Source organism: Altererythrobacter aquiaggeris (assembly GCF_037154015.1).
Classification (GTDB): domain Bacteria; phylum Pseudomonadota; class Alphaproteobacteria; order Sphingomonadales; family Sphingomonadaceae; genus Aestuarierythrobacter; species Aestuarierythrobacter aquiaggeris.
This window is the reverse complement of sequence record NZ_JBANRL010000001.1, coordinates 1,111,227-1,123,079: the sequence shown is the minus strand read 5'-3', so window position 1 is coordinate 1,123,079 and position 11,853 is coordinate 1,111,227. Positions and strand designations below refer to the sequence as shown.

Annotated in this window: 8 protein-coding genes and 1 tRNA gene; 5 read left to right on the top strand and 4 right to left on the bottom strand. The window is 56.6% G+C overall.

Translation table 11 applies throughout. From position 1 onward, the window contains the following. Window positions 1-170: 170 nt before the first annotated feature. Window positions 171-1,118, bottom strand: coding sequence for an N-formylglutamate amidohydrolase (locus WFP06_RS05465; protein WP_336986215.1), 948 nt, complete (start codon window positions 1,116-1,118; stop codon window positions 171-173). A 95-nt stretch (window positions 1,119-1,213) separates the two neighbouring features. Here WFP06_RS05465 and cpdR point away from each other — a divergent pair, with 95 nt between their 5' ends. From cpdR to WFP06_RS05440, 5 genes are all read left to right on the top strand, one after another. Then, window positions 1,214-1,606 carry a cell cycle two-component system response regulator CpdR gene (gene cpdR, locus WFP06_RS05460; protein ID WP_336986214.1) on the top strand — a complete coding sequence of 131 codons (393 nt, stop codon included), beginning with the start codon at window positions 1,214-1,216 and terminating at the stop codon, window positions 1,604-1,606. A gap of 89 nt (window positions 1,607-1,695) precedes the next feature. Then, window positions 1,696-1,770, top strand: a tRNA-Val gene (locus WFP06_RS05455). Window positions 1,771-2,188: 418 nt separating this feature from the next. Beyond that, the gene (locus tag WFP06_RS05450) at window positions 2,189-3,409 is read left to right on the top strand and encodes an NADP-dependent isocitrate dehydrogenase (RefSeq protein WP_336986213.1); all 1,221 of its coding nucleotides are present in this window, start codon (window positions 2,189-2,191) and stop codon (window positions 3,407-3,409) included. A gap of 117 nt (window positions 3,410-3,526) precedes the next feature. Next, window positions 3,527-5,164, top strand: coding sequence for a carbon-nitrogen hydrolase family protein (locus WFP06_RS05445; RefSeq protein ID WP_336986212.1), 1,638 nt, complete (start codon window positions 3,527-3,529; stop codon window positions 5,162-5,164). A 49-nt stretch (window positions 5,165-5,213) separates the two neighbouring features. Next, window positions 5,214-6,977, top strand: a complete 1,764-nt coding sequence (locus tag WFP06_RS05440; RefSeq protein WP_336986211.1) for a cation:proton antiporter domain-containing protein — start codon at window positions 5,214-5,216, stop codon at window positions 6,975-6,977. Here WFP06_RS05440 and alaS read toward each other — a convergent pair. The 3 genes from alaS to recA all read right to left on the bottom strand — a co-directional run bounded on the left by alaS (window position 6,974) and on the right by recA (window position 11,811). Further along, window positions 6,974-9,631, bottom strand: coding sequence for an alanine--tRNA ligase (gene alaS / locus WFP06_RS05435; protein WP_336986210.1), 2,658 nt, complete (start codon window positions 9,629-9,631; stop codon window positions 6,974-6,976). The two genes, WFP06_RS05440 and alaS, sit on opposite strands and share 4 nt — an antisense overlap. A gap of 64 nt (window positions 9,632-9,695) precedes the next feature. Further along, on the bottom strand, window positions 9,696-10,517 hold the full coding sequence (locus WFP06_RS05430) for a class I SAM-dependent methyltransferase (protein WP_336986209.1): 822 nt from the start codon (window positions 10,515-10,517) through the stop codon (window positions 9,696-9,698). A 226-nt stretch (window positions 10,518-10,743) separates the two neighbouring features. After that, window positions 10,744-11,811: a recombinase RecA gene (recA, locus tag WFP06_RS05425; RefSeq protein ID WP_336986208.1), complete on the bottom strand. Its 1,068-nt coding sequence runs from the start codon at window positions 11,809-11,811 to the stop codon at window positions 10,744-10,746. Window positions 11,812-11,853: the final 42 nt, after the last annotated feature.

The following is an 11,853-nucleotide window of genomic DNA, read 5'->3' as shown; positions in this document are numbered from 1 at the left end:
CCGCACAGTACGGCCGGGGCTTGTAAAGGCTCCGGCCGTTCCTATCTCGGAAAGGTCTGGATGCAGCCTCCCCTCATTGCTCATTCAGACGGGTGCATCTGTTCGCAGATGAGCCCCTCCCTGAACCTTGGCCACCTCGTACTCTGATGTACGAGGTGGTTTTTTCTGCGCTATTCGGCAGCCTCTTGCTGGCCGGCTTTATTGGTCAATACCGCCGTTTCACCTGCCAATCTGCGCACAAGTCCGGCAAGCAGTTCGGTGATTGCCCCGGCATCACCATTCAATTGATCGCCGGCGGCGGTCAGATAGGCCGCGCGGCAAACTTCAATCTGCAGGGCGTGAATATTGTCCTTGGGCCGGGCATGCTGATCAAGGACATAACCGCCGGCATAGGGGCGGTTATGTCCGGCAATCCGGCTATTTTCACCAAGATGGCCAAGAGCAGCCGCCGACAGCGTTTGTGCGCATGATGCTCCAAACCGGTCACCGACCACAAATTCAGGCCGTGCACTACCATAACGCGCGGCGGAAAGCGGCGGCATGGAGTGCAGGTCCAGCAGCAATGCGGCCCCCCACCTTCTGCGAATCTCGCCAAGCATCTGGGATAATTGCGCGTGGTACGGCCGGTGGATGCCTTCAATTCTGGCATCAAGATCGCTGTAATTGGTCGGCGTGCGCCAGATATCGCCTATATCCGGCAACCGGCGGGGTATCAGACCCAAACCGCTCAACGCGCGTCTGCCGATGTCTTGCATGCGCCCGTCGCCCGGTGCGCCCTCTATCATCCCCCAGTCGACATCATTTTCCGACCTGTTCAGGTCGATCAGGGCGCGTGGCGCGTCCGCAATCAGGAAGGACGCCCCTGTCATTCGGGCTACCTGCTGCGCAAGGACATCGATAAACCTGTCTTCCAGCTTGAGACACGAGTGCGCCGGGTCCCGCATGTCGGCAAGAATCGCGGCGGAGTATGCACGCCCTCCGTGCGGTGCGGCGATGAGAACCGGAATTGCTGAAGGCCCGGGAGCAGAAAAATGGAATGCGCGCAGGCCACCCGGACCGGGCACCGTACCGCCAGATTTCGTGCGCGAATCACGGTTGGCGGGGGACGGATCAATCATTGAGCGGGATTAAGCCCGATCGCGAAGCTGTGTCAAAACCGGTCATCGCCGCGACCTATCGAGATTTTTAACCCAATCGGGTCTATGGCCGCCTCATGAATGATCAGACAAACCGACTCCGCATTCTTCTTGCAGAAGACGATGGCGCAATGCGCACCTATCTATCGCGGGCGTTGGATAATGCGGGTTATGAAGTTGTCGCTGTTGACCGGGGGACGGAGGCGGTGCCACTGCTCCAGGGACAGCATTTCGATCTGCTTTTGTCCGACATCGTGATGCCCGAAATGGACGGCATCGAACTGGCACAGCGATGTGCAGAGATTAGTCCCCGTACGAAAGTCATGTTTATTACCGGATTTGCTGCCGTCACACTCAAGGCAAGCCGCGAGGCGCCGGCCGCAAAGGTTCTGTCGAAACCATTTCATCTCAAAGACCTTGTGCTTGAAGTTGAACGGGTGTTCGCAGGCGAAGCAGCCGCCAGTCTGTAACAGACGTCGCTAAAGTCTCTTGCAACCTGAAAACGCCGCGTCTACATGGCGCGCCTGCCGTCCATTCGTGACGGTTTTGCCAAATGTGTGGGCGTATAGCTCAGTGGTAGAGCACTGTGTTGACATCGCAGGGGCCGGGAGTTCAACTCTCTCTACGCCCACCATTCGCACTTTCCGGTGCGCGGTAAGCTGGACGGCGTCGCGCTTGCGGCGCCTTTTCTGCATCATCGGTCATCCCGGGAAAAATGGGTTCGGCCCGCTCGCGGTTGGTGTCGGTATACTCCCACGGATAGACGGCTGCGCCAAAGCCCCCGAAAGGCTATACATCGGCGAGGGCGCGCGGCCGCGCTTTGACTGGCATGGCCAAGTTCCGGCCGTTTCCTAGAGCTCCGGAATCGGCCTGACAGCGACCGGCAAAGCGCAGGGCGGACTCACCGGACTATCTTTGCGAAAATGTTCAGCTTGAAACACTCGCACGGTAGGCTGGAGGGGCGTGGGACAAGCTAAACGATTGCCCCCACCTTGCGCAGCACATCCCCTCTGCTAAAGCCTCACCAAATCATTCAGCTAAACAGGACGAACATGGCCAAGATCAAGGTGAAAAACCCCGTTGTCGAACTCGACGGCGATGAAATGACACGCATCATCTGGCAGTGGATTCGTGAGCGGCTGATCCTGCCATACCTTGATGTCGATCTGAAATACTACGATCTGTCGATCCAGAAGCGTGACGAGACCGACGACCAGATCACAGTCGATGCCGCAAATGCGATCAAGGAGCACGGTGTAGGCGTAAAATGCGCTACCATTACTCCCGACGAGCAACGAGTCGAAGAGTTCGGCCTGAAAAAGATGTGGCGTTCGCCAAACGGCACAATCCGCAACATTCTGGGCGGTGTGGTTTTCCGTGAGCCCATCGTAATTGACAATGTCCCGCGGCTTGTGCCGGGATGGACCCATCCGATTGTGATCGGACGCCATGCATTTGGTGACCAGTATCGCGCCACCGACACTTTGATCCCCGGCCCGGGTAAGCTGCGTCTCGTCTTCGAAGGCGAAGACGGCACGAACATCGATCTTGATGTCTATGAATTCCAGTCCAGCGGCGTGGCGATGGCAATGTATAACCTGGACGATTCCATCCGCGACTTTGCGCGCGCTTCGATGAATTACGGACTGGACAGAAAATGGCCTGTGTATCTGTCAACCAAGAATACGATCATGAAAGCCTATGACGGCCGGTTCAAGGATCTGTTCGAGGAAATTTTCGAGAACGAATTCAAGGAAAAATTTGCCGAAGCAAAGATCTCGTACGAGCATCGTTTGATTGACGACATGGTGGCTTCCGCGCTGAAGTGGAATGGCAAATTCGTATGGGCTTGCAAGAATTACGACGGCGATGTTCAGTCTGACACGGTCGCGCAAGGGTTCGGTTCGCTTGGCTTGATGACTTCCGTCCTCATGACGCCGTCCGGCGACACAGTCGAAGCCGAAGCAGCGCACGGAACCGTTACCCGCCATTACCGCCAGCATGAACAGGGCAAGGCCACCAGTACCAATCCGATCGCGTCGATCTTCGCATGGACGCGCGGATTGATGTACCGGGGTAAATATGACGAAACACCCGATGTCATCAAATTTGCCGAAACGCTGGAGCGTGTTTGTATCCAGACTGTCGAAAAGGGTCACATGACCAAGGATCTTGCGCTGCTCATCGGCCCCCAGCAAAATTGGCTGACGACCGAGCAGTTCTTTGAAGCCATCGTGACCGGCCTTGAAACGGAAATGAAGAGCTGGGCCTGATGCGTTGGGCTCGCCGGGCTCCGGTTGTTAACCAGCCTTCAGACCAACCAGTTCTGTACGCGGCAGAAATGCGATTGGCCGACCGGGCATCCAGTAGTCACGCCGAGTAATTATCCAATGCCAGAAGCAAAACCCAAGGCTCGTCTCGAAGTCCGGCAGGCAAAGCTGGCCGATGTGCGCTCGATTGCCGATCTTGTGCGCCGCGCCTATGCGGATCTGCCTGCCTATACGCACGGCGAGATACGAGGGCAGATAAACAATTTTCCGCAAGGATGTTTTGTCGCCAAGATGGATGGCAAACTGGTCGGCTATTGCGCTTCCATGCGGCTGAGCGGGAATACCGCGCTGAAACCGCACACTTGGGACGAAATAACCGGTAACGGCTTCGGCTCGCGGCATTTGGCTACCGGCGAGTGGCTATACGGTTATGAAATGTGCGTCGATCCCAAGATGCGCGGTACCCGCATAGGCCGGCGACTGTATGAGGAACGCCGCGCTCTGGCCGAAGAACTCGACCTGTCGGGCATTGTTTTTGGCGGTCGAATGCCCAATCTTTCGCGTTCATGGCGCAAGGTCGAAGGTCCGGAAGATTATCTGGAACAGGTCAAGGACAACAAGATCCACGACCCTGTCCTGCGGTTTCAATTGGCCAACGGTTTCGAGCCTTTGGGAATCTTGGCAGACTATCTGCCCGAGGACAAGAAATCCAAAGCCTATGCGGTCCACATGGTCTGGCGCAACCCGTATGTCGACCATAATGAGCCCAAAAAGCACCGGATTCCGCGCGGCGTGGAAAGCGTCCGCATTGCGACCTGTCAATTGCAGGCAAGGTCGGTAAAGGATTTCGACGAGTTCATGGGGCAGATCGAATATTTCGTCGATGTTGCGGCTGATTACGAGGCAGACTTCATAGTTTTTCCGGAACTGTTTACGCTGATGTTGCTCAGTTTCGAAGACAAGAAACTCACACCCATGGAGGCGATCGACACGCTTTCCAAATACACCCCGCGCATTCGCGAAACGTTGAGCGAAATGGCGCTGAAGTACAATATCAATATCATCGGCGGCTCGCACCCGACCAGGATGGACGATGGCGATATCCATAACATCGCTTACGTCTGCCTGCGTGACGGGTCGATCCATTCGCAAGAGAAAATCCACCCGACACCCAACGAAGCCTATTGGTGGAACATCAAGGGCGGCGATTCCATCGATGCCATACCCACGGATTGCGGTCCGATCGGGGTTCTGATTTGCTACGATAGTGAATTTCCCGAACTGGCCCGCCGTCTGGTTGACGAAGGCGCCCGGATCATCTTTGTGCCGTTCTGTACCGATAGCCGCCAAGGCTACATGCGTGTACGCTATTGCGCGCAGGCACGGGCTATCGAAAACCAGTGCTTCGTAGTGATGAGCGGCAACGTGGGCAATCTGCCCAATGTCGGCAATATGGATATCCAATACGCGCAAAGCTGCATTCTGACTCCCTGCGACTTTCCGTTCGCACGCGACGGAATCGCCGCGGAAGCCAGCGAGAATGTGGAAACGCTGACAATCAGCGATGTAAATCTGGCTGACCTTAGCTGGGCACGGGCCGAAGGTACCGTCCAGAACCTCGCAGATCGCCGGTTCGATCTTTACCGGATCGAGTGGGACAAGCGCGTTGGAAGTATCACCGAACATCCTCGCATCGGCGAGGATCTGGACGCCAAACTCGCTGCCCCTACCGGCCCGCATACAGCGGGCGGTGGATAGCGGCAGCATTCACGTGACATCGCGCGTGTCGCTGCCATAGAGTACCCCAATGGCAGGCGAACTCTCATTCTCCCCGGCATTGTCCGATGCGCTGGTAATTCTCGGGTCCGCCGGGATTGTTATTCCCGTTTTTGCGCGCCTGCGGATCACCCCGGTTATAGGATTCATTCTAGTTGGCTTGCTAGTCGGGCCATACGGCCTGGGTAGCTGGGTTTACGAATACCCCTGGCTGGCAAACATCACTATCTCTGATCCCGAGGGTCTGGAGCCTTTTGCAGAATTCGGAATAATCCTGCTGCTTTTCACCATCGGCCTTGAACTCAGCTTCAACAGATTGTGGAAGCTGAGAAGGATGGTCTTTGGTCTTGGCGCGCTGGAACTCCTGATTAGCGCAACACTGCTGATGATAGTTTTATCGATGTTGGGCCAGTATTGGACTGGCGCGCTCGGCCTTGGGCTGGCTCTGGCGCTTTCATCAACGGCGCTGGTTCTTCACATTACCGGCACGCAATCCCCCGTAGGCCGTGCCGCGCTTTCGATGCTGCTTTTCGAAGATATCGCGATCGTTCCGATCATCTTCCTGCTTGGCGCGATGGCACCGTTTGCGGAAACTGCGGGCTGGGCCGGCGTATGGGATGCCTTGTGGCAGGGTGTGCTGATGGTCGCATTGCTGCTTGTCGTCGGACGCTTTGCCCTACCCTATCTGTTTGCGCAGGCCGCCAGAACCAAGAGCCCCGAACTTTTTCTTGCCGCCAGCCTGCTGGTCGTCATCGGAGCCAGTCTGGCGACCGCGGCGGTTGGCCTGTCACCGATCGTCGGTGCGTTGATTGCGGGCCTGCTCATCGCAGAAACCGAATATCACGGCGAGGTTGAGGGTATTACCGCTCCGTTCAAGGGCCTCGCTCTCGGCGTATTCCTGATTACAGTCGGGATGAGCATCGACGTCACTACAATCTGGTCAAATCTGTGGGAAATCGTCTTCGCCGTTGTGGGCGTGCTGACATTGAAGGCGGTGGTCACCGGGCTGTTGTTGCGCGCCATGGGTGCCCGCAGGGGTACAGCAACTGAAACCGGCATACTGATGGCCAGTCCTTCCGAAACCACGCTGATCGTTCTGGCGGCGGCCAGTTCCGCCCTGCTCATCCAGCCCGGTACGGCACAGTTCTGGCAAATCGTAACGGCGATTGGTCTGACGATCACTCCGCTGCTGGCGCGTTTGGGCCGCGTGATCGCGCGCAAAATCGAACCGATCCCCGAATTGCCCGATGCCCATGCCGGTGAACCGCGCGCGATAATAATCGGTTTTGGCAGGGTTGGGCGCCTGATTGCCGACATGATGCAGGTGCACGACAAACCATATGTCGCGATCGACTTTGATGCTGACCTGATCGAACGGGCAAAACGTGACGGGTACCGCGCTACTTATGGTAATGCGTCACGAAACGATGTTCTCGACAAACTTGGTATCGACAACGCCCCGGCTGTCATTCTGACAATGGACGAGCCTGTTCTGGCGCAGCGCATGACGCGCAAGTTACGACAGGCGCATCCTGACTTACCGATCATTGTCCGTGCGCGTGATCCGCAGGCAGCAGGTGAACTTTACCGCGTCGGTGCAAGCCATGCTGTTCCTGAAACATTGGAAAGCTCGTTGCAATTGTCGGAAGCAGTGCTGGTCGACATGGGTGTCGCGGTCGGCCCGGTTATCGCGTCGATCCACGAAAAACGCGACGAGTATCGGCTGCAGATACAGAAAAGCGGCGACCTCGAATACAAACCCAAATTGCGCAGCGCCGCTGCCGATAGCGCCTAGACTGCGATTATTGCCCTAACGGCATCCAATGCGCTCTGGGCCTTCGCTCCGTCAGGTCCGCCGCCCTGCGCCATGTCAGGTCGGCCCCCGCCGCCTTTACCGCCCAATGCCTCCACCCCGGCTTTGACCAAATCCACAGCGTCAAACCGGTCGGTCAAGTCACTGGTTACCGCAACGGCGAACGCAGCGCGGCCATCGTTGATCGCGGCAATTGCTGCAATGCCCGAGCCCATCCGCTGTTTCGCTTCATCCAGAAACGGGCGGAGCTCCTTGGGATTCAAGCCTTCGACAACCTGACCGGCAAAGGAGACACCGCCAATTTTTTCATCAGCCACTTCATCCGCGCCGCCTGCCGCACCGCCGCCCAGAGCAATTGCCTTTTGCGCCTCCGCAAGCTGCTTTTCCATGCGTTTTCGCTCGTCAATGAGTGTAGCGACGCGTTCCTCAACCTCGTCTGGCGCTGCCTTGAGCGCGCTGGCTATGTTCTTGAGCGCATCTTCCCGCCCGGTAAGCCAAAGCCGCGCTGCCTCGCCGGTCAACGCCTCGATCCGGCGGACACCCGACGATACGGCGCTCTCGGAAATTATGCGGAACAGGCCGATATCGCCCATCGCGCTGACGTGAGTTCCGCCGCATAACTCTACGGAATAATTTCTTCCCTCGCCGCTTTGGCGTCCCATGGACAACACACGGACTTCGTCACCGTACTTTTCGCCGAACAAGGCAAGCGCGCCTGCCTCGACAGCATCGTCCGGGCTCATCAATCGAGTGTTCACGGCTTCATTACCGCGTATCTCTGCATTCACATCTGCCTCGACGCGCGCAATTTCCGAAGGGCTTAGCGGCTTGGGATGCGAGAAATCGAACCTCAATCGTTCCGCAGCGACCAGCGATCCCTTTTGGGTCACGTGACCGCCAAGCGTGTTTCTAAGCGCAGCGTGCAACAAATGGGTGGCGGAATGGTTGGCCCTTATCGCATCGCGGCGCTGGGCATCGACTTTCAGATGCAAGGTTTCGCCAACTGCAACACTGCCAGATTTTATCGTCCCGTGGTGCGCGTGCAGCCGCCCCAAAGGTTTGCTGGTATCGCTGATCACCAGCTCAAGCCGTTTATCGCCGGTTATGATACCGGAATCGCCGGTCTGGCCGCCGCTTTCGCCATAAAACGGGGTCTGGTTGGTAAGCAGGATCAATTCGCTTCCGGCATCTGCCCGCTCCACCTCATTACCGTCGATGATGAGGGCGACCACCCGCCCTTCGCCTTCGGTCGATACGTAACCTGTGAATTCGGTGGCACCCTCTCGCTCGGCAATGTCGAACCACAATTCACCGTCGGCAGCCTGCCCGGAACCTTTCCACGCAGCGCGGGCAGCGCTTCTCTGTTCGGCCATCGCTGCATCGAAGCCGGTTCGATCGACGCTTATACCCTCTGCGCGCAACGCGTCTTCGGTCAAGTCGTACGGAAATCCAAACGTATCATACAGCTTGAACGCGGTTTGCCCGGGCAATACATCCCCATCGCTCAAACTCTCGGTTTCCTGTTCGAGCAGTTTCAAGCCTTTATCCAAGGTCTGACGAAACTTGGCTTCTTCCCTTTCAAGCACATCCTCGATCAGCTCCTGGCCGCGCACCAGTTCGGGGAAAGCCTGACCCATCTCCTCGACCAGCGAAGGCACCAACCGGTGCATCAAAGGATCGCTCGATCCCAGAAGATGTGCGTGGCGCATGGCGCGCCGCATAATACGGCGCAGCACATAGCCCCTGCCCTCGTTTGATGGCAGAACGCCGTCAGCCAGCAGAAAGCTGGTCGAACGCAGATGATCGGCGATGACGCGGTGGCTTGCGAGAGTTGCCCCTTGTGCCTTGTTTCCGGTGAGAGATTCCGATGCGCTTATCAACGTCTTGAAAGTGTCGGTGTCATAATTGTTATGAACACCTTGCATAACGGCAGCAACGCGTTCCAGACCCATTCCTGTATCGATGGAAGGTTTGGGGAGAGGCTTTCTTTTGCCGTCCGAACTCTGGTCGAATTGCATGAAAACCAGATTCCAGATTTCGACGAACCGGTCGCCGTCCTCGTCTGCAGAACCTGGCGGACCACCGGCCACATGGTCACCGTGATCGTAAAAGATCTCACTGCAAGGACCGCAGGGTCCGGTATCGCCCATCGACCAAAAATTGTCTGCTGTCGGTATGCGAATTATCCGATGGGCAGGCAAACCGGCGATGCTGCCCCACAGCGCATGCGCTTCGTCATCCGTGTGATAGACGGTCGCTGTCAGGCGTTCGGGATCGAGCCCCCATTCTTTGGTCAGCAAGGTCCAGGCGTGTTCAATTGCTTCAGCCTTGAAATAGTCTCCGAACGAAAAATTGCCGAGCATTTCAAAGAAAGTGTGATGGCGCGCCGTGTAACCAACATTGTCGAGATCATTGTGCTTACCGCCGGCCCGAACGCATTTCTGCGAGCTGGTCGCGCGCGGTGCAGGCGGCTTTTCGAGCCCCGTGAACACATTTTTGAACGGCACCATGCCCGCATTTACGAACATCAGTGTCGGATCGTTATAGGGAACTAGCGGTGCACTCGGCTCCTCCGCGTGGCCATTGGCAGCGAAGTAATCAAGAAATGAGCGGCGTATTTCGTTCGTGGATTGCATATTCGGCAGTTAAGACCTGCGAGTGGCCCCGACAAGGCGAATATCCCCCGCCGTCATCATGCACCTAATTATGTGCCGTCACGATCCAGGCCGATGCGCCCAGAGCGACCAGACCATCCCGCGCGCGTGAAGCGAGGAAGCGGCGTAACTTTTCCTTGAACACTTCACGCGCCGCGTCGCCCAACTCACGCGCGGCGGCCGCGCCCGGACCGATACGCAGAAGGTAATTGACTGCATCATCGACGGGATCTTCACCGGCTCCGGCAATATAGGCGAATTCGACCGGCTCAAACTCGACATTTTGCCAGCCCGCACTGCGGAGCGTTTCGGAAACGAAGTCACGATTTGCAAATGCAAAAGGACCGGGGCGATATCCGGGTTCCGGGGACTGGATTGCTCCTTCGGGTAGCAGGCGCGCAATCTCGGTCACCCAGGGGTTGGCCGCAAGACGCTGAAAGCATGAAAACACCAACCGTGCATTCTCCGAAGCAGACATGCGTAAATGGTAAAATGATTGAACCGGATCCTTGAAAAACATCACTCCGTGGCGCGACATTATCAAATCCGGCCGCCAGCTTATGCCATTCCATTCGGTCGCATCCATAACAGCGAAATGAACGTTTGCATTTGCCGACCGTCCACGGGCTATTTCAATAAGATCTTCGCTGATGTCGATACCGCGAACCTTTGCGTCAGGGTTGCTGCGCGCCAGAGCCAATGTCAGTTCACCTGCCCCGCAGCCAACATCCAGAGCATGCCGGATAGTGCTTTGCGTGGCCCTGCGCAAAAGTTGATCGGTCAATCCACTGAAACTTCGGTCTGTCCGGCGCCATTCGCGTGACCAGGTTTCACCAACCTGGCCCTGCCAATCCTTGCTATCCGTCATTTCAAACTCCGAGTATTCACGAAAATTGCGGGACATCTATTGTCTTGTCCAGCAATGCATTCAATTTTCTGCCACTGTAAAGTTAACGCCCGATTGCTTGGTTAGCTTTTGGCAGTATTATTTTACTGCTGGGAAAGAAGAAAAGCCGGCGCTTGGGATCTTAAAAAAGATCGCGGCGCCGGCTTCACATTTCCCGCTGCGGATCTACTCCGCATGCGCATAAGGATCAGTCTTCGGGCTTCGCGCTTGGCCCTTCGAGCAGTTCCTCGGCGACCTTGTCGGTGCGGCTGCGAATAGCAGCTTCCAACTTGTCGCAAACTTCCGGATTTTCCTTGAGATAGGTTTTCGAATTTTCACGGCCCTGGCCGATACGGATACTGTCATAGCTAAACCAGCTGCCCGACTTTTCGACCAGCCCGGCTTTGACGCCCAGATCCAGTATTTCGCCGCGCTTCGATACGCCTTCACCGTACATTATATCGAATTCGACCTGCTTGAACGGCGGCGCTACCTTGTTTTTGACCACTTTCACGCGGGTGGCATTGCCGACAACTTCGTCACGGTCCTTGATCGCGCCGATACGGCGAATATCGAGGCGGACAGAAGCATAGAATTTGAGCGCATTGCCTCCGGTCGTAGTTTCAGGATTACCGTACATCACACCGATTTTCATCCGCAATTGATTGATGAAAATGACCATGGTTTTGGAACGGGAGATCGAACCGGTCAGCTTGCGCAAGGACTGTGACATGAGCCGGGCCTGCAAACCTACATGGCTATCACCCATCTCGCCTTCGATTTCAGCACGTGGCACAAGTGCTGCAACCGAATCGATAACAAGAATATCGATGGCATTGGAACGCACCAGCGTATCGACGATCTCGAGCGCTTGCTCGCCAGTATCGGGCTGCGAAACGATCAATTCGTCAATATCGACACCCAGCGCCTTCGCATAGATCGGGTCGAGCGCGTGTTCAGCATCAACGAAAGCTGCGGTTCCGCCCGCTTTTTGCGCCTCGGCAATTGTATGCAGCGCCAGAGTGGTCTTGCCCGAACTTTCCGGACCATAAATTTCCACCACACGTCCCTTGGGCAGGCCGCCAATTCCAAGTGCAATGTCCAAGCCCAGCGAACCGGTGGAAATGGATTCAATCTCCAATGCCTCCCGGCTGCCCAGTTTCATGGCCGAACCTTTACCGAATGCACGGTCGATCTGTGCAAGTGCTGCGTCGAGAGCCTTCTGACGGTCCACGTTTTTTTCCTTACCTTCTACGAGCTTCAGACTTGCTGCCATGACACTGTCTCCATCCATTGACCAGAGCGCGCATTTGCTTGC

Bases quoted from the DNA above. Each gene is read 5' to 3' on its own strand.
- WFP06_RS05445 (WP_336986212.1), top strand. From the start codon at position 3,527: ATGCCAGAAGCAAAACCCAAGGCTCGTCTCGAAGTCCGGCAGGCAAAG.
- WFP06_RS05440 (WP_336986211.1), top strand. From the start codon at position 5,214: ATGGCAGGCGAACTCTCATTCTCCCCGGCATTGTCCGATGCGCTGGTA.
- alaS (WP_336986210.1), bottom strand. From the start codon at position 9,631: ATGCAATCCACGAACGAAATACGCCGCTCATTTCTTGATTACTTCGCT.
- recA (WP_336986208.1), bottom strand. From the start codon at position 11,811: ATGGCAGCAAGTCTGAAGCTCGTAGAAGGTAAGGAAAAAAACGTGGAC.
- cpdR (WP_336986214.1), top strand. From the start codon at position 1,214: ATGAATGATCAGACAAACCGACTCCGCATTCTTCTTGCAGAAGACGAT.
- WFP06_RS05465 (WP_336986215.1), bottom strand. From the start codon at position 1,118: ATGATTGATCCGTCCCCCGCCAACCGTGATTCGCGCACGAAATCTGGC.
- WFP06_RS05450 (WP_336986213.1), top strand. From the start codon at position 2,189: ATGGCCAAGATCAAGGTGAAAAACCCCGTTGTCGAACTCGACGGCGAT.
- WFP06_RS05430 (WP_336986209.1), bottom strand. From the start codon at position 10,517: ATGACGGATAGCAAGGATTGGCAGGGCCAGGTTGGTGAAACCTGGTCA.